The organism is Nonomuraea aurantiaca (genome assembly GCF_020215705.1).
In the GTDB taxonomy this organism is placed as follows: domain Bacteria; phylum Actinomycetota; class Actinomycetes; order Streptosporangiales; family Streptosporangiaceae; genus Nonomuraea; species Nonomuraea aurantiaca.
Genome location: NZ_JAIWNB010000006.1, coordinates 386053 through 406038 on the forward strand (window position 1 = coordinate 386053; position 19986 = coordinate 406038).

At 68.0% G+C, this 19986-nt stretch carries 21 protein-coding genes; 7 read left to right on the forward strand and 14 right to left on the reverse strand.

Translation table 11 applies throughout. The annotated features are described in order from the left end of the window. Positions 1-8: 8 nt before the first annotated feature. The 3 genes from qcrB to LDL49_RS17955 form a co-directional block, all read right to left on the reverse strand. Positions 9-1649 (reverse strand): cytochrome bc1 complex cytochrome b subunit, encoded by a 1641-nt coding sequence (qcrB, locus tag LDL49_RS17945; protein WP_225292205.1) that lies wholly within the window; start codon positions 1647-1649, stop codon positions 9-11. Between the two features lie 185 nt (positions 1650-1834). Next, the gene (locus LDL49_RS17950; RefSeq protein ID WP_225292206.1) at positions 1835-2050 is read right to left on the reverse strand and encodes a DUF397 domain-containing protein; all 216 of its coding nucleotides are present in this window, start codon (positions 2048-2050) and stop codon (positions 1835-1837) included. Then, entirely contained in the window at positions 2041-2868 is an 828-nt protein-coding gene (locus LDL49_RS17955; protein ID WP_225292207.1) for a helix-turn-helix domain-containing protein, read from the reverse strand. Before LDL49_RS17955 ends, LDL49_RS17950 begins: the two co-directional genes overlap by 10 nt. A gap of 277 nt (positions 2869-3145) precedes the next feature. Here LDL49_RS17955 and LDL49_RS17960 point away from each other — a divergent pair, with 277 nt between their 5' ends. Further along, the gene (locus tag LDL49_RS17960) at positions 3146-3502 is read left to right on the forward strand and encodes an ATP-binding protein (protein WP_225292208.1); all 357 of its coding nucleotides are present in this window, start codon (positions 3146-3148) and stop codon (positions 3500-3502) included. 52 nt (positions 3503-3554) lie between these two features. Here the strand turns inward: LDL49_RS17960 and LDL49_RS17965 are convergent, their stop codons facing one another. Both LDL49_RS17965 and LDL49_RS17970 read right to left on the reverse strand, forming a co-directional pair. Further along, positions 3555-3971: a Rossmann-fold NAD(P)-binding domain-containing protein gene (locus LDL49_RS17965; protein ID WP_225292209.1), complete on the reverse strand. Its 417-nt coding sequence runs from the start codon at positions 3969-3971 to the stop codon at positions 3555-3557. Then, a complete protein-coding gene (locus LDL49_RS17970) occupies positions 3968-4444 on the reverse strand; it encodes an NAD(P)H-binding protein (RefSeq protein WP_225292210.1) in 477 nt (158 codons plus the stop codon). The genes LDL49_RS17965 and LDL49_RS17970 overlap by 4 nt, the downstream gene beginning before the upstream one ends. A 302-nt stretch (positions 4445-4746) precedes the next feature. Between LDL49_RS17970 and LDL49_RS17975 the strand changes: the two genes are divergently transcribed. The 3 genes from LDL49_RS17975 (at position 4747) to LDL49_RS17985 (ending at position 6115) form a co-directional block, all read left to right on the forward strand. Next, positions 4747-5025, forward strand: coding sequence for a hypothetical protein (locus LDL49_RS17975; protein ID WP_225292211.1), 279 nt, complete (start codon positions 4747-4749; stop codon positions 5023-5025). Continuing rightward, the gene (locus LDL49_RS17980) at positions 5016-5411 is read left to right on the forward strand and encodes a type II toxin-antitoxin system VapC family toxin (protein WP_225292212.1); all 396 of its coding nucleotides are present in this window, start codon (positions 5016-5018) and stop codon (positions 5409-5411) included. Before LDL49_RS17975 ends, LDL49_RS17980 begins: the two co-directional genes overlap by 10 nt. Before the next feature lie 212 nt (positions 5412-5623). Further along, on the forward strand, positions 5624-6115 hold the full coding sequence (locus LDL49_RS17985) for a DinB family protein (protein ID WP_225292213.1): 492 nt from the start codon (positions 5624-5626) through the stop codon (positions 6113-6115). A gap of 269 nt (positions 6116-6384) precedes the next feature. Here the strand turns inward: LDL49_RS17985 and LDL49_RS17990 are convergent, their stop codons facing one another. The 6 genes from LDL49_RS17990 to LDL49_RS18015 are packed head-to-tail and all read right to left on the reverse strand — an operon-like array spanning position 6385 to position 13234. Next, on the reverse strand, positions 6385-7389 hold the full coding sequence (locus tag LDL49_RS17990) for a sugar phosphate isomerase/epimerase family protein (protein ID WP_225292214.1): 1005 nt from the start codon (positions 7387-7389) through the stop codon (positions 6385-6387). Next, on the reverse strand, positions 7386-8516 hold the full coding sequence (locus LDL49_RS17995) for a Gfo/Idh/MocA family protein (protein ID WP_225292215.1): 1131 nt from the start codon (positions 8514-8516) through the stop codon (positions 7386-7388). The genes LDL49_RS17990 and LDL49_RS17995 overlap by 4 nt, the downstream gene beginning before the upstream one ends. 11 nt (positions 8517-8527) lie before the next feature. Then, positions 8528-9574, reverse strand: a complete 1047-nt coding sequence (locus tag LDL49_RS18000) for a substrate-binding domain-containing protein (RefSeq protein WP_225292216.1) — start codon at positions 9572-9574, stop codon at positions 8528-8530. Further along, complete coding sequence (locus tag LDL49_RS18005; protein ID WP_225292217.1) at positions 9571-10578, reverse strand: ABC transporter permease; 1008 nt, start codon at positions 10576-10578, stop codon at positions 9571-9573. The genes LDL49_RS18000 and LDL49_RS18005 overlap by 4 nt, the downstream gene beginning before the upstream one ends. Beyond that, a complete protein-coding gene (locus tag LDL49_RS18010) occupies positions 10578-12065 on the reverse strand; it encodes a sugar ABC transporter ATP-binding protein (RefSeq protein WP_225292218.1) in 1488 nt (495 codons plus the stop codon). Before LDL49_RS18010 ends, LDL49_RS18005 begins: the two co-directional genes overlap by 1 nt. Positions 12066-12076: 11 nt before the next feature. Continuing rightward, a complete protein-coding gene (locus LDL49_RS18015; protein ID WP_225292219.1) occupies positions 12077-13234 on the reverse strand; it encodes an ROK family transcriptional regulator in 1158 nt (385 codons plus the stop codon). Between the two features lie 578 nt (positions 13235-13812). Here LDL49_RS18015 and LDL49_RS18020 point away from each other — a divergent pair. From LDL49_RS18020 to LDL49_RS18030, 3 genes are all read left to right on the forward strand, one after another. After that, positions 13813-14112, forward strand: a complete 300-nt coding sequence (locus tag LDL49_RS18020) for an LPXTG cell wall anchor domain-containing protein (RefSeq protein ID WP_225292220.1) — start codon at positions 13813-13815, stop codon at positions 14110-14112. A 15-nt stretch (positions 14113-14127) separates the two neighbouring features. Beyond that, positions 14128-15912, forward strand: a complete 1785-nt coding sequence (locus LDL49_RS18025) for a DUF4012 domain-containing protein (RefSeq protein ID WP_225292221.1) — start codon at positions 14128-14130, stop codon at positions 15910-15912. Positions 15913-15988: 76 nt separating this feature from the next. Then, positions 15989-16570 carry an arsenate reductase/protein-tyrosine-phosphatase family protein gene (locus tag LDL49_RS18030; RefSeq protein WP_225292222.1) on the forward strand — a complete coding sequence of 194 codons (582 nt, stop codon included), beginning with the start codon at positions 15989-15991 and terminating at the stop codon, positions 16568-16570. Here the strand turns inward: LDL49_RS18030 and LDL49_RS18035 are convergent. The 3 genes from LDL49_RS18035 to LDL49_RS18045 are packed head-to-tail and all read right to left on the reverse strand — an operon-like array spanning position 16548 to position 19979. Continuing rightward, the gene (locus LDL49_RS18035) at positions 16548-17948 is read right to left on the reverse strand and encodes a tyrosine-protein kinase domain-containing protein (RefSeq protein WP_225292223.1); all 1401 of its coding nucleotides are present in this window, start codon (positions 17946-17948) and stop codon (positions 16548-16550) included. The two genes, LDL49_RS18030 and LDL49_RS18035, sit on opposite strands and share 23 nt — an antisense overlap. A gap of 4 nt (positions 17949-17952) precedes the next feature. Next, positions 17953-18993, reverse strand: a complete 1041-nt coding sequence (locus tag LDL49_RS18040) for an MraY family glycosyltransferase (protein WP_225292224.1) — start codon at positions 18991-18993, stop codon at positions 17953-17955. After that, positions 18990-19979 (reverse strand): NAD-dependent epimerase/dehydratase family protein, encoded by a 990-nt coding sequence (locus tag LDL49_RS18045; RefSeq protein ID WP_225292225.1) that lies wholly within the window; start codon positions 19977-19979, stop codon positions 18990-18992. The genes LDL49_RS18040 and LDL49_RS18045 overlap by 4 nt, the downstream gene beginning before the upstream one ends. Positions 19980-19986: the final 7 nt, after the last annotated feature.

Below are 19986 nucleotides of genomic sequence, written 5' to 3' on the forward strand. Positions count from 1 at the left end.
AGGTGCCCTTAGCGGATCAGCGTACGGTCATCGCCCGCACGCTCTACCTCTCCGTCCCCGTGACCGTCGTCGAGGGGGATCTTCTCGCCCCCGTACTCCTTCGACATGAGGTTGCGCAGCCTGCCCAGTGGGCCGCGCATGCCCTTCGGCGGGATTCCCGCGCCGTCGGCCTCGGCGACCGCCAACATCGGCACCGGCTGCTTGCCCCGTACGTGTGCCTCGATATCGGCCGCAGCCGGCACGTGGGCCTCGACGAACCCGCCGTTGGGCAACCGCTTGATCACGCCCGACTCGACACCGTGGGAGATGACGCCCGCGTCGTAGCGCTGCAGGCCGAGACAGATGCGATACGTGATCAGGTATGCCAGCGCGGGCGCCACGAAGACCAGCACCCGCCCCGCGTACGTCGTCACGTTGAGGCTGATCTGGAAATTGGCCGCGATCTCGTCGTTGGCGCCGAAGAGCCAGAGCACGCCGTAGAACACGACGGCCGACATGCCGATCGCCGTGCGATGCGGGTTGTCGCGCGGTCGATCGGCGAAGTTCCGCTCGCTCTTGTCCCCCGTCACCCACTGCTCCAGGAACGGATACAACGCCAGGCCCGTCAAGACGATACCCAGCGGCGCCAGCGCCGGGATGATGACATTGAGCGGCACCGTACCCGCATGGGACGTACCGAACAGGTTGATCTCCCACGGCACCATGAGGCGCAGCGAGCCTTCGAGGAAGCCCATGTAGAAGTCGGGCTGCGAACCGGCCGACACGTCGGCGGGCGTGTAGGGCCCGAACAGCCAGATCGGGTTGATCTGGGCGAAGGTCGCCAGCCCCGCGATCACCCCGAACGTGAACAGGACGTACGCGCCGGCCTTGGCCATGAACGCCGGATAGAACGGCGCACCCACCACGTTCTGGTTCGTCTGGGTCTTGCCGGCCATCTGGGTGTGTTTCTGCATCCACATGAGCACCAAGTGAGCGGTGACCAGCGCCAGGATGATGCCCGGGATCAGCAGGATGTGCAGCGAATAGAACCGGGAGATGACATCTCCGCCCGGATACTCTCCGCCGAACAGGAAGAACGTCGCGTACGTACCGATCAGCGGCAATGAGACCAGCACACCCTCAGTGATCCGCAGACCGGCGCCGGACAGCAGGTCGTCGGGCAGCGAGTATCCGGTCAGCCCCTCAAGGAGCGCCAGCGTCAGCAGCAGCACGCCGATCACATGGTTGAGCTCGCGCGGCTTGCGGTAGGCGCCGGTGAAGAACACCCGCAGCGCGTGCACGATGGTGCTCGCCACGAAGAGCAGCGCCGCCCAGTGATGCATCTGCCTGAGCAGGAGGCCACCCCGGACATCGAAGCTGATCTCCAGTGACGACGCATAGGCCTGGGACATCATGACGCCCTTGAGCGGGGCGTACGACCCGTCGTAGGCGATCTCCGCCATGCTGGGCTTGAACCAGAACGTCAGGAACGTCCCGGTCAGTAGCAGGAGGACGAACGCATACAGCGCGATCTCCCCCAGCAGGAACGTCCAGTGGTCGGGGAAGATCTTGCGCATGTTGCGCTTGATGAAGTTGGCCGCGCTGAGGCGCTCGTCGAGGAAGTTCGAGGGGCCGGAGATGGCCTTCGGGATGGTCTTGAGCTCGTTCATTCGTGATCTCCGCTCACATTGACCTCCGCGTCAGGCAATTTAGGCATGTCGCTCCCCGTTCTCGTGGACACCTCCCTACATAGACGTCACAGGGGTTGGAAATGTGACAGGTCCGCCCGTACGCGTCCCTACCGGACCCATGACAAGGGGGCCCGGTACGCTGCCGGGCCCCCTTCTTGAGGTGGCTAGAAGTCGAACTCTCCTCGTTTGGCGCCGTCCATGAACGCGGCCCACACCGACGCGCTCACCACGTAGGGCCGCATGTCGGGCCGCTCGGTGTCGCGGATGCCCACACGGCCGCCCGACAGCGGGGCAACCTCCAGGCAGTCTCCGTTGTCGCCCGAGAACGAGGACTTCCGCCAGACAGCAGTCCTGAGTTCCTCGCTCAGCTCTAGGTCCATTCCTGCTCCAACCTCTCCTCGATCCTCTTGACAGACAGGCTCTGGGGAAGGGCTTCCGCGCGGCACATGTGATACCGGAGGCCGAGGACCTCGATCTCGGCCGCTCTGTCCCATACCTTCCCCGAAACCGGGCTGTCCACGAAGGCGGCTCTAGGCCCACCCGTCGTATGCGCGATCACGAAGCCTCCGAGCAGCCCAGCCGTGACGCGGGCACTGAGCGGCAGGATCTGGATCGTGATACACGGACTATGAGCCGCCTCGACGAGGTATGCCAGTTGGTTGCGGGTGATACTTTCGCTCCCGATCGGACGGTAGAGGATCGACTCGTCGAGAACCGCCCAGAGCGTGGGCGGATTGTCTCCGTCGAAGATCCCCTTCCGCGCCATCCGTGACTTGACCGCCTCCTCAACCTGGGCCTGGGTGACGCCCGGTTTTCCCTCCACGATGGCGCGGGTGTAGTCCTGCGTTTGCAGGAGACCTGGAACGATGGTCGGCGCCCAGGTCCAGAGTTCGCGCGCGGTCGCCTCGATGTCGAGCCAAGGGGCGAGCGTCTTGAAGATGGACTCCCGCTTGCCGACAGGCAGGAAGTCGACCAGGCGCCCCGGCTCCAGCCCCAGTCTTTCCTCGCAGCGTTTGGCGAGCACCTCGGTCGGTGTGCGTACGGCTCGTTCGACGGAACCGACCTGGTTGGCGGAGAAACCGATCTTGTGGCCGAGTTGCCCTTGGGTCAGCCCCGCTTCGAGACGGAGCTGACGTAGTTCGTACCCGAAACGGGCCTCCGCGCTGGCGTCTGGATTCAACTCTTTGGCAGGACGCATCGGGGGCTACTCCTGGTCTGATCCCACAGGATCACACAACATTTCCCACCGGGTGACTCATATCCGTGTGGCACGAGCCCTTGCGGTTATCCCAAAAATTACCCGCCGGATGGCACGCTTACCAGTACTTCGGACCAACAATTCCCCGTGCGACACACGAATTCTCGAGATCGCGTGTTATAACGGCACATAAATTCGGGCGATTAAGGTGATTAGGCTGCTAATACGAACAGAAGACGCAATCCTCATCGGCGCGACCCGGCTGCGACGTGGGCGCATGGCCCCGAAACAGGCGCGCGCGGCTGTCGCCCGGTGGCTCGCGGACCATCACCCAATGGTGTCCGATGTGCAACAGGTGGTCTCTGAGCTGGTCACGAACGCCTGCGAACACGTGGAAGGAGGCCGGCACCGCGAGTGGGTCACGGTGAGCGTGGGACGCGGGGACGGCTTCTTTCGCGTCGAGGTGATGGATCCCGGCGCATTTAGCGCTGAGCCGCATATGGCCGAGCCCGCTCTCGATGCCGAATCGGGGCGTGGTATTCGCATTGTCGCTGATCTTTCCAACGGATGCTGGGGGACATTTGTCACCGCAGCCGATCACCGCGTGGTGTGGGCCGATGTGAAGACCAGATAATGAGGCCGAATATTCGGCGGGCCGTTCCAAGAGAGCGACCGGGAAGAGGTCCTCAGCGGATACCGCGCGCCGTCTTCGGCGCGGGCCACCAGGCTGCGTCTGCGATCGGGGTCGCCGGTGAGCCGGTGAGCCGGGGGACGACGTCGGTGACCACGGAGACCTCGCCCTTCTCGATCGCCTGGAACCACGAGATCCAGGTCTCGATCTGTTCTCCGCTGATGCCCAGTCGCCATCGCCGTGCGAAGGCTTCCTCAAGGGTCTCGGATTCGAAGCGGTAGGGCCGACCGGTGGCCGCGGCGATCCGGGTGACCGCTTCGTCGAGAGTCAGGGCCTCGGGCCCGGTGATCTCAAGGGTCGCGCCGTCGTACTCGGAGCGGGGACCCTCGTCGAGGGCGACGGCCGTGATCACGTCGGCAATGTCCTCGTGGGTGACGAAAGCGGCTCGGCCGGTGCTCGCGGGGCCGCTCACGACGAATTCCTCGTCGGCGAGGGCGGCCGGCGTCGACGCGTAGATGCCCGCCCGAGCACCGTGTGGCGGATCCCGGTCCCTGCCAGGAACTGTTCGGTCAGCCACTGGTCGCGGGCGTTGACATAGGTGGCGATGGGCGAAGCGCCGATGAGGGACACATACAGGACCCGGTTCACGCCGACCGCGATCGCGGCCTCGACCGCGGTGGCGTGCTCCTCCAGCCGACGCCCCGTACGATGTCCGGAGACCAGGATGAGGGTCGACGCGCCCTCGAGCGCCTCGCGCATGTCCGAGGCGTCGGCGTAGGCGGCCGGACCGCGTCGCTGGGCACTCGGCAGTTCGGGTAGACGGTCGGGTCTGCGTCCGACAAGGAGTTGGGGGACGCCACGGTCGGCGAGTCGGGCCGCGATCCGGCTGCCCAGCGCCCCGGTCACCCCGGTGACCGCCACCGTGACGTGGTCCCCCTCAGACATGGACTTCCCTTCGTCCGGGTCCCCTGCCGATCGCGGAACCCCTGCTTCCGATCACGTACCTTGGAAGTCGATCACAGGCGGCGGCACGTCGCAAGCATCTCAGGCGCCGCTCACGAGGCTCCGACCTGCCGAAACGGTGGACGAACCGGGCGTGGGCCCGGCCCTTCTCCCCGATGATGAGGTTGCCCCTCCTCGTGGCCGGGGACGGCACGGTCTTGGGCCGATGATGGTTTGTGGCTTCCGGTGAAATCGCCGCAGTGCGGATCCCGCACTGCGCCGAGCTGTGCATGTAAAATGAAGGCATGCCTAGGAACATGCAGATCCGCGATGTTCCCGACGACATCGCCGACACGATCGCCGCCCGAGCCCGTGCCAAGGGACAGTCCGCGCAGGCCTACATGCTGGGCCTCCTGGCGGCGGATGCACGCCGTTCGCACAACATCGATCTGATCGCCCAGTTCGAGGGGCGTGACGACGGCATGCACAGCGCTCCAGGGCAAGCCGCGGAACTCGTTTACCAGGCACGGAACGAGCGGGACGAGCAACTCGCAGATACCAGTGGAGACTGCCCGTGCTCGTGATCGATGCCTCCGTCATGATCAACGCGCTAGCCGATGACGGAGAGGCCGGCCGTGCCGCACGCAAGGCCATCATGACCGATCCCGCCTGGATCGCGCCCGCACACATGCCCAGCGAAGTCGCCCACGTCGTCACCCGCCTCGTCAGGCAAGAACTGATCACCCAAACGCGTGGGTGGAGCGCCTTTGAGGCGCTCACCCGGGCCGAGATCGAGTTGGCGGACATCCGGCCTCTCCTGCCTCGCATCTGGGAATTGCGCAGCAACATCAAGGCTTACGATGCCGCCTACGTGGCGCTGGCCGAAGCTGAAGGTTGCACCCTGATCACCGGTGATGCGAAGCTCGCCAGCCTTCCGGTGGCCATCGGCTGCGACATTCGTCTGGTCTAGCGCCTGAAGAAAGTTTGAAATCCCCGATACTCCGCAGGTGAAAGGCTCTCATCTCGGCCTCAGGAAGAGGGCATTTTGCTTTGTAGAAGAGCCGGTGCCCGAAGAATGTCGGTCCCGTCTACTAATGTTTCGGCTACTTAAGTGGGGATTCGCAGGGTAGCGATACTGCGCGAGGTTTCCCGGCAGCTCTTCACCAGCTGGTCAGAGAGGGCGTGTACCGAGTGGACGAGAGCGAGAAGAACGCGCTGTTGATGTTCCTGGAGGCGCAACGGGCCAGCGTTCTCGCGATCGTGGACGGCCTCGACATGGAAGCCATGTCAACCGCGGTCCTGCCCTCTGGATGGACCGTGCTGGGTCTCGTGGAGCACCTCGGCTACGCCGAGCGGCACTGGTTCCAGGAGATCGCCACGGGGTCCGCCGAGCCACTGCCCTGGCCCGACGACCACATGCCACTGACCACACCGCGACCACCGTCTGTGGTCTTCGCGTTCTACCGGGCCCAGTGCGAGCGGTCCAACGCAGTGCTTGCCGCGACTCCCCTGTCGACGCCCCCGCGAGGACGTCACCCAGGTCCGCTTGGAGATGAGGTCACCGATATGCGGCGGATCGTCCTGCACATGATCGAGGAGACCGCACGTCATGCGGGCCACCTCGACGTCGCACGCGAACTGCTCGACGGAAAGACGGGGCTCGGGCCTCGATAGCCCTCCACTCGATGGCAAGACGGGGCTCGGGCCGATAGCCCTTTCGTCGCCGTCGCCGGGCGGGTCAGACCAGCCGGTTCGGACGCCTCCGGCTCCAAGGACCGAATCGGCCCAGAAGTCAGCCAGTCCTTCCGCCGGAGAAGGCTGGGGTGCGCGAGGGGCGGGAGCCCCTCGCCGAGGCGGAGCCCCAAGGAAACACGCCTGAGCGCCGTCCGCGCGAAGCGCGCCCGACACGCGATGACCATGCGTGTCGGGCGGCGCCAGGGCGGTCAGGTGGTGGAGAAGGCCGCGTCGAAGGCGGTGGTCGGTGGGGTGATGGCGTTGAGGCCGCGGATGTAGCCCAATGCCTCCCGTGCCCCGTCCAGCCGGTCCATCCCCGCGTCCTCCCACTCGATCGAGATCGGGCCCGCGTACCCGATCGAGTTGAGCGCCCGGAAGCAGTCCTCCCAGGCCACGTCGCCGCGACCGGTGGAGACGAAGTCCCAGCCGCGCCTCATGTCCGCCCACGGCAGGTGGGAGGAGAGGCGGCCGCGGCGGCCGTCGCCCACGCGGACGCGGGTGTCCTTGCAGTCCACGTGGTAGATCCGGTCGGCGAAGTCCAGGATGAACGCCACCGGGTCGAGGTCCTGCCAGACCATGTGGGACGGGTCCCAGTTGAGGCCGAACGCGGGGCGGTGGCCGATGGCCTCCAGGGTGCGCTGGGTCGTCACGTAGTCGTAGGCGATCTCGCTGGGGTGGATCTCGTGGGCGAAGCGGACGCCCTCCTCGTCGAAGACGTCGAGGATGGGGTTCCAGCGGTCCGCGAAGTCCTGGTAGCCCGCCTCCACCATCGAGGCCGGCACCGGCGGGAACATCGCCACCGTGTGCCAGATGGACGAGCCGGTGAAGCCGACCACCGTGTCGACGCCCAGCAGGGCTGCGGCTCGCGCGGTGTTCTTCATGTCCTCGGCGGCCGCCTGGCGTACGGATTCCGGGTCGCCCGAGCCCCAGATGCGGGCGGGCAGGATGGCCTTGTGGCGCTCGTCAATGGGATGGTCGCAGACCGCCTGGCCGACAAGGTGGTTGGAGATCGTCCAGACCTTGAGGCCGTGCTTGTCGAGCTGGGCCCGCTTGGCGGACACGTACGACGGGTCGCTGATCGCCTGCGCCACGTCGAAGTGGTCGCCGGAGCAGGCGATCTCGAGGCCGTCGTAGCCCCATTCGGCGGCGAGCCGGCACACCTCCTCGAACGGCAGGTCGGCCCACTGGCCGGTGAACAAGGTGACCGGTCTCATATGTCCTCCACAACTGTGAAACGGCTGGAATCAGCCGCACTGCGCTCGACCGCCGCGAGCACGCGTTGCACCCGGAGCCCGTCCGCGAACGACGGTGCCGGGTCGCTGCCCTGGGCGATCGCCTCCAGGAAGTCTTTGACCTCGTGGGTGAAAGTGTGCTCGTAGCCGAGCCCGTGTCCGGGTGGCCACCACGCCCCGGCGTAGGGGTGGTCGGCCTCGGTGACCAGGATGCGTTTGAAGCCGCTGTCGCCATCGCTGACCCACAGCTCGTTCATGGCCTCGAAGTCGAAGGCGAGGCTGCCGTTCGAGCCGTTGAGCTCGATGCGCAGCGCGTTCTTGCGCCCGGTGGCGAACCGGGTGGCCTCGAAGCTGGCCATGGCGCCGCCGGAGAGCCGCCCGATGAAGAGCGCGGCGTCGTCGACGGTGACGGGCCCGGTCTCCGACGAGCCCGGCGACACGGGGCGTTCCTTGACGAACGTCTCGGTGAGCGCCGAGACGCCCACGATGTTCTGGCCGGTGATGAACTGGGCGGTGTCGATGATGTGCGCCCCGATGTCACCCAGGGCGCCCGATCCCGCTTTGTCCTTCTGCAGCCGCCACACCAGCGGAGCCGCGGGGTCGGTGATCCAGTCCTGGAGGTATTGGGCTCGTACGTGCCTGATCTCGCCGAGCCTGCCCTCCTCGACGTAGCGCCGGGCCAGCGCCACCGCGGGCACCCGCCGGTAGTTGAAGGCCACCATGCTCTTGCCGGCCGACGAGGCCGCCGCCCGCACCATGGCCTCCGCCTCGGCCACGTTGTTGGCCAGCGGCTTCTCGCAGAGCACGTGCTTGCCGGCCTCCAGGGCGGCGATGGCGATCTCGGCGTGGGAGTCGCCCGGCGTGCAGATGTCGACGATCTGCACGTCGTCGCGTTTGACCAGCTCCCTCCAGTCGGTCTCGGTGTCGGCCCAGCCGAGCCGGGCGGCCGCGGCGGCGGTGTGCTCCTGGGACCGGCCGGCCAGCACCGCCATGCGGGGTGCCAGCGGCAGGTCGAAAAAGGCGCCGACGCTGCGCCATGCCTGGGAGTGGACGCGGCCCATGAACGCGTAGCCGATCATGCCCACGCCGACGGTGGTTTGGTCTGACATGCAACCCCCGATCAGGATTCGAAGCCGAGTGGCAGGTACTTCTCGACGTTCTCCTTGGTAATGGTCTCCGACGCGAGCGTGATGGACTGTGGCACCTGGTTCTCCACCAGGTCGCTCATGCCCTTCTGCTGCGCGATCAACCTGGCCAGCTTGATGGCCGACGAGGCCATCGTAGGACTGTAGGTGACGGTGGCCTTCAGCACGGAGGTGCCCGACTGGATCTCCTTCATGGCGTTCAGGGAGCCGGCGCCGCCGACCATGAAGAACTCGTTCCTGTTCGCCTCCTTGATGGCGGCGAGCACGCCCACGCCCTGGTCGTCGTCGTGGTTCCACAGGGCGTCGATCTTCTTGTGCGCCTGCAGCAGGCTGGCGGCCACCGAGTTGCCGGTCTCCACGGTGAACTTGGCGTCCTGCTTCGCGGTGACGCTGAAGCCGAACGTCTTCAGCGCGTCGGCGAAACCCTTGCTGCGGTCCTGGGTCAGCGGGAGCGTCGCGATGCCCTGGATCTCCACGATCACCGGGTTCGAGACGCCCTTGTCCTTGAGCTGCTTGCCGATGTACTGGCCGGCCGCCACGCCCATGCCGTAGTTGTCGCCGCCGATCCAGGTGCGGTACGCCAGCTTGTCGGGGAAGATCCGGTCGAGGTTGACGACCGGGATGCCGGCCTGGGTGGCCTGGAGCGCGACCTGGTTGAGCTGCTGGCCGTCGTTCGGCAGGATCACCAGGGCGCTGACCTTGGCCGCGATCAGCGACTCGACGGCGGAGATCTGCTGGTTGATGTCGTTCGTCGGCTCGACGGGCTTGAACTCGACGTCCGAATACTGCTTGGCCGCGGACTCGGCGTTCTTCGCGATGGCCGCGATCCAGCCGTGGTCGGCGGCGGGCGCGGAGAAGCCGATGACCACCTTGGTGCCGGGCTGGTCGTTGCCGCTGGCCGCGGGGGCAGGGGCGGGCGCCACCGTCGAGGGGGCGGCGGCGGGCTCGTTGCTGGTGCAGCCGGCCGCTAACATCACGGCTCCGCCGACCAGGAAACCCCTGCGCGCGACGTTGTTGCTCATGGTGCTCTCTCCTTCAGGTTCCGTCGCTGGAGAAGGACGGCGACGACGATGATCAGGCCCTTCGCGATCAGCTGGTCGCTGGTGTTGAGCCCGTTGAGGATGAACAGGTTCGTGATGAGGGTGAAGATCAGCAGGCCCAGGATCGAGCCGATGATCGTGCCGCGGCCGCCCGTGAGCAGGGTGCCGCCGATGATGACGGCGGCGATGGCGTCGAGCTCGTACAGGTCGCCGTGCGTGGAGGAGCCCGTGGTGGTGCGGGCCATGATGAGGATGGCGGCGATGCCGCAGCACAGCCCGGACAGGGCGTACAGGAGCATCGTGTGCCGGCGGACGTTGATGCCGGCCAGCCGGGCCGCCTCGGGGTTGCCGCCGACCGCGTAGGTGCGGCGGCCGAACGTGGTGCGGTTGAGCAGGATCCAGCCCAGCACCACGACCAGCGCGAAGATGTAGACCAGCAGCGGGACGCCGAGCAACCGCGTGGTCGACAGGTCCACGATCGCGCCGTTGTCGGACTGGATGATCTGCGTCTTGCGGTCGGACATGCGCTGGGCCAGCCCGCGCGCCGCGACCAGCATCGCCAGGGTGGCGATGAACGGCACCAGCCGCCCGTACGCGATGAGCAGCCCGTTGACCAGGCCCGTGCCGGTTCCGACGAGGATCGCGCAGACGGCCATGACGGCCGGTCCGTACGCCTGCGTGGCCAGGGTGGTGGCCCAGACGGAGGCCAGGGCCATGGTGGCGCCCACCGACAGGTCGATGCCGCCGCCGATGATGACGAACGTGGCGCCGACCGTGATGACGCCGATCGTGGCGGCCAGCGACAGGATGCTGACCAGGTTGGAGGTGGTGGCGAAGTTCTCGGGCTTGGTGACCAGGCCGACGATCGCGAGCAGGACCAGCGCGACCACCAGGCCCAGGTGCCGTGCCTCTCCGAGCCAGGCCAGCGGACCGGGCGCCCGCACGGCGAGGCGGTTCTGCGGGCCCGCTTCTGCGGGGTTGCTCATCAGGCGGCTCTCCCATCCATGATCATGTCGAGCACGCGATGCTCGTCGAGCTCTTGGGCGTCGCCCTGGTGGATGACCGTCCCCTCGCGCAGCACCAGCACGCGGTCGGACAGGCCGAGCACCTCGGGCACCTCGCTAGAGACCAGCAGCACGCCGATGCCCTGGTCGGCCAGCCCGCGGATCACCGCGTACAGTTCGGCCCTGGCCCCGACGTCCACGCCCCTGGTCGGCTCGTCGAGCAGGAGTAACTTGCGCCCGCCGAGCAGCCAGCGAGCCAGTACGGCCTTCTGCTGGTTGCCGCCGGACAGCGTCTTGATCGGCCGTTCGGGGTCGGGCGGACGGATGTCGAGCGCCTCTACCAGACGCCGCGCCTCGGCCTTCTCGCGGGCCCGGTCCATCCAGCCGAAGGTGGCGAACTCCGGCAGGCTGCCCAGGGTGATGTTGGCGGTCACGCTCTGGTCGAGCAGGAGCGCCTGGGCCTTGCGCTCTTCCGGGGCCAGGCCCATGCCTTGCCGTACGGTGCCGACGACGTCGCCCCGCCGCAGGGTCTTGCCTGACAGCAGGACGCGGCCGGAGGCGCGACGGGCGCCGTAGACCGCCTCCAGGATCTCCGAACGGCCGGAGCCGACCAGCCCGGCCAGCCCGACGATCTCACCGGCGCGCACCGAGAACGACACGTCGGCGAAAGCGCCCGGCGAGCCGAGTCCTTCGACGCGCAGCACCTCCTCGCCCGGGGGCTCGGCGGCGCGGGGCGGGAAGACGTACTCGACGTTGCGGCCGGTCATGAGCGAGACGATCTCGGTGGTCGGCGTGTCGCGGGCGGGCAGGCCGACGGCGACCGTACGCCCGTCCTTGAGCACGGTGACCCGGTCGCCGATCTCGCGGATCTCCTCCAGCCGGTGCGAGATGTAGACGACGGCGACGCCCTGGGCGGTGAGCTCGCGGATGATGCGGAACAGGTTGGCCACCTCGTCGTGGGCCAGCGCGGCCGACGGCTCGTCCATGATGATCAGGCGAGCCTCGTGGGAGAGCGCGCGGGCCATCGAGACGACCTGCTTGGCGGCCGGTGCCAGCCGCCCGACCTCGGCCTTCGGCCGGATCTCCGGGTGGCCGAGCCTGGCCAGCACCGCGGCGGCGGCCCGGTTGGCCGCTCCCCTGTTCACGAAGCCGGCGCGCGCGTGCTCGTGGCCCAGGAAGATGTTCTCCGCGACGCTGAGCCCGTCGACAAGGTCGAGTTCCTGGTAGATGGTGGCGAAGCCGAGCCTGATGGCGTCGATCGGGCTCCCGGCCCTGACCTGCGCGCCGTTGAACTCGATCGTGCCCTGGTCTGGCTGGTGCACGCCGGCCAGCACCTTGATGAGCGTCGACTTGCCCGCGCCGTTCTGGCCGAGCAGGCAGTGCACCTCGCCGGCGCTCACGTCGAGGTCCACCCCGTCGAGCGCGCGCACGCCAGGGAACTGCTTGACGATCCCCCTCATGACCAGCATCGGGGTCCCTTTCAGGCGTTGACGATCCGGTTGATGTTCTCGGGTGACAGGTAGTTCTCGATCGCCAGGATCCCGGCGCCCAGCGCGGCGGCGTTGATCCCGGTACGGCTGGGCACGATCGAGAGGTGATGTGTGGCCAGCGGCAGCGATCTGCGGTAGACGGTCTCCTTGATGCCGGCGAGCAGGTGTTCGTGGACCCGGGACAGCGCGCCGCCGATGACGATCACCTCGGGGTTGAAGAAGTTGACCAGGCCGGCGAGCACCTCGCCGATCAGCCGGCCCGCCTCTCTGACCAGCCGGAGCGCCTGCGTGTTGCCCGCCTGTACCAGCGCCACGACTTCGGCCCCCGACTCGGCGGGCGTGCCGAGCTCGGTCAGCCTCCTGGCGACGGCCGCGCCGCCGGCGACGGCCTCCAGGCAGGCGCTGTTGCCGCAGCGGCAGCCGGCTTCCTCGTGGCCGGAGACCCGGATGTGGCCGATGTCGCCCGCCGAGCCCTGGGCGCCGCGGTGCAGCTTGCCCTCGGCCACGATGCCGCAGCCGATGCCGGTGCCGATCTTGACGAACAGCAGGTGGTCGGCGCCGGGGTAGGCGTTGCGGTGCTCGCCGAGCGCCATGACGTTCACGTCGTTGTCGACGAGTACGGCGCAGCCCGCAAAGTGCTCGGGAATCGGGTAGTCGTTCCATCCCGGCATGATCGGCGGGTTGTTGGGCCGGCCAGTGGCGAACTCCACCGGCCCCGGCACCCCCATCCCGATCGCCTTGAGCGCGGCCCGCGGATGTCCCGCCTCGGCGAGCAACCCGTCCAGCCGCTCGTCGACGTGAGCCAGGACCGTCTCCGGCCCCTCGGCGATCAGCAGCGGGTCCTCGCACTCGGCCAGCACGTCGCCCGAGATGTCCATCAGCGCGATCCTGCAATGTGTGGCGCCCAGGTCGACGCCCGCGAAGGCGTGGTCCGCGGTGTGCAGGCGTAACTGCCGCGGCGGCCGGCCGCCGGTGGACTCGCCGCTCCCGGTCTCGGAGACCAGGCCACGCTCGATCAGCGCGTCGACGCGCTGGCTGATCGTGGACCTGGCCAGGCCGGTGAGCCGGGCGAGGTCCGAGCGGGTGGTCGCGGAACCGGCGCTGATGAGCGTCAGAACGTCACCGGGCGAACCCGGAGCGGAGGTCATGCGGCGACAATAAGATCACACAAGCGGCAAATCAAGAGTGTTGGCCGCGCAAACCCTCCCTACTTCCGCCGATAATCAAACAAAGATCTCCGAATTCGGACATAAGGGCGGTTCGGCCCCAGCGAGGTCGCACCGCGCGCCGCCCTGGCGGCGGCTCGTCGCCGCACGTTCCGGCCGCCGACCCCCAACGCTTCGACGGCCCGCCGCCACACGCCCTGGTGGCCCACCGCCACGCACCCCACCGTCTCGGAGCGACCTCCCCACGAGAGCGGCACGGCCGCGGAGCATCGGGGCCGGGCAGACCGTCAACATCTGGAGAACCATTAGTGGTCATTCGGTAAGAACTGTGCGGCGAACGGAGCACCCATTAGGAGGGCGCATATAACGGGTTCCGTGGCGAACACTTCGCTGGAATTCCGGGCGAAATGTCCCATGACCCGAACCGCCATCCATACGGGGAGTCCGAAATGAGAGAAAAAATCACGATACCTATTTTCGTGGCGATGGCCGTGGGAGGTGGGATCGCCTTCGGGACCGCAGGACTGGCGTCCGCCTCCACGGACAGCCAGGTGGCACCCATGAGCACCGAGAGCCCGCGACCCTATCCGCCGAGGGCCAATGCCGCCGCGACGCCGAGGGCCACCTCGTCGGCGTCGTCGCACGTCAACATCGACGTCGACGTCGACCCCGAGGAGTTCGACGGGTGGCATCGTCACCATCGGGGCTGTGGCCACGGGTGCCATCGCCACCACAGGGAGCTGCCGATGACCGGAGCACCCGTGAAGGCCCTGGCCGCAGCCGGTGCCGGCATGCTCCTGACGGGCACCGCCGGCACGCTGATCGCCATGCGGCGTCGCCGATCGTACAGCGCGAAGTAAGTCGCCGATCTCACAGTGCGAAGTAAGAGACGCCGAGTCGTCATCGCCGGCCTGCTGGCTCCCGCCGCAGCTCTCACGCTGGCCGGGGGTTGGGCCGCGCACCTCGCTCTGAGCGTGCGGGACCACCTGCAGGCGACCAGGAACGCGCTGGTCCTGCTGCGCGCGAGCGACCCCGGCCGGCTGGCCGGGACGCTCGCGGACGCGCGGTGGCACGCGAGCGAGGCCCGCCGACTCACCTCCGGCCCGGACTGGTCGTTGATCGCTCACACTCCCCTGGTGGGAGAGAGCGCGACGACCATCCGCGGTCTGGCGGAGACCGCCGCGGAGCTGACCGGCGCCCTGACCGACGTGCACCGGGCCGCCGGGCGGCTGATCACGGCCGGTGCGTCCGCCAAGGGCGACGGGCCGTCCATGACCGACATGGGCAAGCTGCTGGCCGACCTGGAGTCGGCGGCACCGGTCCTGGACGCCGCCGCCGACCGGGTCGCTCTGGCGCGCTCCCGCCTGTCCGTTACCCCGGCGGACACGGGCGTGATCGAGCTGGACCAGGCCCGCGTCGCGGCCCTGGAGCAGGTCGATCGGCTGCACGGCTGGCTGGGCGCCGCGGCCGACGCCGCCGCCCTGCTGCCGCCGATGCTGGGCCATGACGGTCCACGCCGCTACTTCCTGGCGTTCCAGACGAATGCCGAGGCGCGCGGAACCGGCGGCCTGGTGGGCGCCTTCGGCATTCTGAAAGCCGGGGGCGGCGAAATCGACATTCAGCGGCTCTCCGCCAACTCCCGCCTCGCGCCGAGTTCGGTGCCGGTCGCCGACAATGGGCCGGCGTTCAGCGCGCGTTACGGGCCGAGCGCGCTTTCCCTGCTCTCCAATTCCAATCTTTCCCCGCATTTCCCGTACGCCGCGACCACCTGGACCGCGCTCTGGGAGCGGCAGACCGGCCGGCGACTGGACGGTGCCATCGCGACCGACCCGGTCGGGCTCTCCTACCTGCTGCGGCTGATCGGGCCGGTCACCCTCCCGGGCGGCGAGACGGTGACCGCCGAGAACGTCACCGACCTCACCGAGCGGGCGGCCTATGTCCGCTACCAGGATCCGGACGAGCGTAAGAAGTACCTCATCACGATCGCCGGCGCCGTCAGCGAGGCGATGATCCGATCCCATCCGGATCTCCGCACCTTGATGTCCACCTTGGCGCAGATGGTGGATGAGCGGCGGATCCAGGTGTGGAGCCGCAGGGGCGTCGAGCAGCGCCGCCTGGCGACGACGCCGCTGGGCGGTGTGCTGTCCCGGGAGCCGGGACCGTTCGCCGGACTGGTGGTCAACAATTCCGGCGGCAACAAGCTCGACTACTACCTCAGGCGCTCGGTCGACTATGAGCTGGGCCCCTGCCGTCCCGACGGGCAACGCGTCACGAGGGTGCGGGTCAGTCTCACCAATGACGTGCCGCGCAGGAAGCTGCCCAGGTATGTCACCAGCCGCCTTGATTCCCCGGACCGCGCCCACGCCGTCGGATCCAACCTGCTGTGGGTGTCGCTGTACACCGGGGTCGGAGCGAGGAACGGCGGCGTGCGGATCGACGGGAAGCTCGTGAAGGTCATCAAAGAGGTCGAACGATCCCACCCCGTCTACTCCACCATGCTGGAGCTCGCGCCCCGGCAGTCGAAGACGCTGGAGTTCCTCCTGCTCGAACCCGCCTCGGACGCGGCGCCGCGGGTGCCCGTGCAGCCGCTGGTCCATCCCCAGCAGACCAGCATCACCCAGGACCATCGGGGCTGTGCCTTCGAGGCTCCCACCAAATAATCGGTATCTGAAGCGAAGGGTAAAGAGCGGCGCGCCGCCAATGGCCGTCTGACCAGGGCGTTCTACCGTCGCGCTCATGGAAGGTACGCGGGACGCGTCTGGTTTCCACATCCTGTTCGTCTGCACGGGCAACATCTGCCGCTCTCCTCTGGCGGAGCGGCTGACCCGGCCGGCCCTCGGGCCGGCGTTCCGGGTGACCAGCGCGGGCACCCACGCCGAGCCGGGCATGGAGATGGCCGAGCACACGCGGCGGACGCTGCTTCGCCTCGGTGGCGATCCCAGCGGCTTCGTCTCCAGCCCGCTGACCACCGAGGTGGTGGCCGCCGCGGACCTCGTGCTGACGGCCGCCTCCGCGCATCGTGCCGAAGTGGTGACCAGGCATCTCCAGGCAGCCGGTCGTACCTTCACCATCGTCGAGTTCGGTGCCTTGAGCAGCGCGGTCGAGCCCATGGCGGTCACCCGTCATCGCGATGCGGTGCAGCGGGCGCACGCGCTGGTCGACGAGGTGCGCAGGCTACGCGGCCTGGTGCCGGTGGACCGGCCCGACATCCTCGACCCCTTCGGCGGCACCCGATGGCATCACCGGATGGCGGGACGGAGGATCGCCAGATCGCTCGACGTCCCGCTCCGGCTCCTCACACAGCCGTCGGCGCCTTGACCGCAGCCTTGGCCTCGGCCTCGGCCTCGGTGTCGGTCTCGTAGCCGTAGCCGTAGCCGTAGCCGTCGTACCGGCTGGCCTTCGCCGGGACGAAGTTCATGACCGTGCCGACGATGCGAGCGTTGATCGACGCCAGCAGCTCAATGCCCCGGAGGATGTGCTCCTGCCGGGTCTTGCCGTACCGCGCGACGAGCAGCACTCCGTCGCAGATCGCCGAGAGCGTCGCGGCGTCGGTCACCGGCAGCAGCGGCGGCGCGTCGACGATCACGATGTCGTAGTCGCCCATGACCTGGTCGATCACCTGGCGCATCCCTCGTGAGCCGAGCAACTCGCTCGGGTTCGGCGGGATCTGGCCACTCGGCAGCACGAACAGGCGCGGCTCGCCCCAGGGCTGAATCACCTCGTCCAGGCGCGCCTTGCCGATCAGCACGTCCGTCAGGCCGACCGCGCCCTCGATGCCGAGGTAGGTCGGGATGCGCGGACGACGGAGGTCGCCGTCGATCAGGAGCACCCGCCACCCCGCCTGGGCAAGGGCGATCGCGAGGTTGGAGGAGGTCGAGGACTTACCCTCGTTCGGCAGGCAGCTGGTGATCACCAGGGATTTGGGCTGCCGGTCCACGCCGATGAACTGCAGGTTCGTACGGAGTGAGCGGAACGCCTCCGACCTGGACGATCGACCCCCGCTACGGACGATCAGCGGGTGACGCCGAGCGTCCCGCTCGTACCCGATGATGCCGAGAGTCGAGCTCTTCGAGACCCGCTGCAGCGTGTCGGAGGACTTGATGGTCGTGTCCAGGCGATCACGGAGCACCAGCGCGGCGACGGCGGCGAGCAGCGAGATCAGTACGGCGAGCACCATGTTGATCACCGGCCTGGGGCTGACCGGCGCCTGAGGGGTCTCCGCCTGGTCCACCACCGTGATCTTGATCGCGGGGCGGCTGGCTGGAGTGACCCGCTCGATCTGGTCGATCAGCTGCGTGAACCGCGCCCCCAGGGCGTTGGCCAGATGTGCGGCGCGGACCGGGTCGCTGTCCGTGACAGTCGCATGGAGCAGGACGGTACCGGGGACGACTTCCGCCGAGATGTTCGCCTGCACACTCCGGATGTCCTCGGGTGCGGCGATCTGGCTGACCACCCGATGGCTGGACAACAAGGTGGCATAGGACTGGACCCTCTGCGCCGACAGTATTCCCGCTTGGTACGCGGCGGAGAGGCTGCCCTCCCTGTCTTGGCCGGAGACCAGCATCGAGATCGCCGCGACATACTTCGGCGGCGTGTTCGCGGTGACCACCGCCGCCGCGCCCATCCCGATGGCCAGCGAGGCGAGGATGAGCAACCAGTTCCTGCGCACGAGCCGCATGTAATAGAGCAGATCCACCGGATCAACGCCGCCTTTCTCGGATTCTTGAACGAGCCTTGAGGTGCCGGACCGGCGCGTAAACGTTCACGCCCTGCAGCAAGATGAAGACGACGAGCGCGATCCCGCCCGCGGTGACCGCCGCGATGGAAGAAGAGACCCAGCCCATGGCCATGGCCAGGTACAGGGCACCAGCGAGCCCTGAGCCCACGCCGAGTGCCGTTGCCGCCAGTCGGGCTCCCAGGCCGATCCTCCGCAGGCGATGCGACACGTGATCGGTGCCGCCCGACAGCGGCGATCGGCCGGCCCTCATCCGGGAGATGAACACGACTCCGGTATCGATAGTCGCGACAAAGGTGGGCAGAAGCAGTCCCGCCGCCACCGTGACCGGGCCCTGTCTCATCACCAGGACGACCGCCGAGCACGTGAGGACGAAGCCGATGAACAGCGATCCGGTGTCTCCCATGAACATCTTCGCGGGCGGCCAGTTGTGCAGGAGGAAACCCAGCGTGGCGCCGGCCAGGGCCACCAGCAGGAGCCCCAGAGCCGGCCATGCCTGCAAGAAGGCCGTCCCCGCGAGGAAGGCGGCGCTGACCGCGGTGACCGCCCCCAGCGAGCCGTCCATGTTGTCCAGCAGATTGAAGGAGTTGGTCATCACGACGATCCACATGACGGTGATCGGGCCGTCCGGCCATCCGCCGGTCACCGTGAGCTGGACCCCGGAGAGCACGACGCCGCTCGCCGCCACCGTCTCCACCACCAGTCTGGCGGCCGTCGTCAGCGACTCGAAGTCGTCGATCAGGCCGAGGAGGGCCACCGCCATGCCGGCCAGCAGGATGGCGGTGAGCCGCCGGTCGCCGGGGCCGACCGCGGCCACCGTGGGGACGATCGTGGCCAGCGCGATCGCGATGCCGCCCAGGTAGGGGGTCGGGCGGGCATGCGTCTTGTGCCCGCCGGGATGATCGGTGAGGCCCCACTGAACCGCGAGGCGCTTCAGCGGGATGGCGGCCGTCGCGCTGAACAGACACGCCGCCACACCGGCGGCCAACGCGAGTGCTCCGTTCACCGCATCGCCGCCGCGAGCTCCTCGCGGGCCTCATTGACGATCTCGGTGAGGATCTCGTCCAGTGTGCGTCGCGGAGCCCATCCCGTGAGCTCTCGGATCTTGGTGGTGTCGGGGACCCTGCGGGTCATGTCCTCGAAGCCGTGTTCGTAGGCCTCGTGGTAGGGGATGAGGTCTACCCCGGAGGTGGACGCGGTGTGCTCGACGACCAGCTTCGCCAGCTCCAGGATGCTGATCTCGTCGGCCGATCCGATGTTGAAGGTCTGCCCGATCGCCGCGTCGTGGTCGAGCAGCCGGAGCAGGGCGTCGACGACATCCACGACATGGGCGAAGCACCGGGTCTGGGTGCCGTCGCCGAACACCGTGAGCGGGGCGCCGGCGAGCGCCTGGCGTACGAGGCGTGGAATGACCATGCCGTAGGCCGGGCTCTGCCGTGGCCCCACGGTGTTGAACAGCCTGACGACGATCGTCGGCAGGCCGCGCTCTCGGTGATAGGCGTTCGCGAGGATCTCGTCGACGGCCTTCGCCGTGCTGTAGGCCCATCTCACCACGGACGGACTGCCGAGGATGCGGTCGGCGTTCTCGCGCAGCGGTCCCGACGAGTTCTTGCCGTAGATCTCGCTCGTACTGGTGATCAGGATCTTTTTCCGGTACCGATGCGCGGCCTCGACGACGATCTCCGAGCCGCGGATGTTGGTCGTCAGGGATCGGAGCGGCTGCTCGACTATCAGCTTGACCCCCACCGCGGCGGCGAGATGAACGACGACGTCGCACTGATGGACGAGCTCGTCGACCATCAGCTCGTCCAGAATGGAGCCCTGGATGAAGCGCAGGTTCGGATGCGGCCGCAGGTTGGCCAGCCGCCCGGTCGACAGGTTGTCGAGAATAACGACGGAGTCACCGCGGGCGATCAACGCGTCGGTCAGATGCGACCCGACGAATCCGCTGCCGCCCGTTATCAGGTAGGTGCACTTCGATGCTTTGCTCACGGGTTTC

Bases quoted from the DNA above. Each gene is read 5' to 3' on its own strand.
- qcrB (WP_225292205.1), bottom strand. From the start codon at position 1,649: ATGAACGAGCTCAAGACCATCCCGAAGGCCATCTCCGGCCCCTCGAAC.
- LDL49_RS17950 (WP_225292206.1), bottom strand. From the start codon at position 2,050: ATGGACCTAGAGCTGAGCGAGGAACTCAGGACTGCTGTCTGGCGGAAG.
- LDL49_RS17955 (WP_225292207.1), bottom strand. From the start codon at position 2,868: ATGCGTCCTGCCAAAGAGTTGAATCCAGACGCCAGCGCGGAGGCCCGT.
- LDL49_RS17960 (WP_225292208.1), top strand. From the start codon at position 3,146: ATGGCCCCGAAACAGGCGCGCGCGGCTGTCGCCCGGTGGCTCGCGGAC.
- LDL49_RS17970 (WP_225292210.1), bottom strand. From the start codon at position 4,444: ATGTCTGAGGGGGACCACGTCACGGTGGCGGTCACCGGGGTGACCGGG.
- LDL49_RS17975 (WP_225292211.1), top strand. From the start codon at position 4,747: ATGCCTAGGAACATGCAGATCCGCGATGTTCCCGACGACATCGCCGAC.
- LDL49_RS17990 (WP_225292214.1), bottom strand. From the start codon at position 7,389: ATGAGACCGGTCACCTTGTTCACCGGCCAGTGGGCCGACCTGCCGTTC.
- LDL49_RS17995 (WP_225292215.1), bottom strand. From the start codon at position 8,516: ATGTCAGACCAAACCACCGTCGGCGTGGGCATGATCGGCTACGCGTTC.
- LDL49_RS18000 (WP_225292216.1), bottom strand. From the start codon at position 9,574: ATGAGCAACAACGTCGCGCGCAGGGGTTTCCTGGTCGGCGGAGCCGTG.
- LDL49_RS18005 (WP_225292217.1), bottom strand. From the start codon at position 10,578: ATGAGCAACCCCGCAGAAGCGGGCCCGCAGAACCGCCTCGCCGTGCGG.
- LDL49_RS18010 (WP_225292218.1), bottom strand. From the start codon at position 12,065: ATGCTGGTCATGAGGGGGATCGTCAAGCAGTTCCCTGGCGTGCGCGCG.
- LDL49_RS18015 (WP_225292219.1), bottom strand. From the start codon at position 13,234: ATGACCTCCGCTCCGGGTTCGCCCGGTGACGTTCTGACGCTCATCAGC.
- LDL49_RS18020 (WP_225292220.1), top strand. From the start codon at position 13,813: ATGAGCACCGAGAGCCCGCGACCCTATCCGCCGAGGGCCAATGCCGCC.
- LDL49_RS18030 (WP_225292222.1), top strand. From the start codon at position 15,989: ATGGAAGGTACGCGGGACGCGTCTGGTTTCCACATCCTGTTCGTCTGC.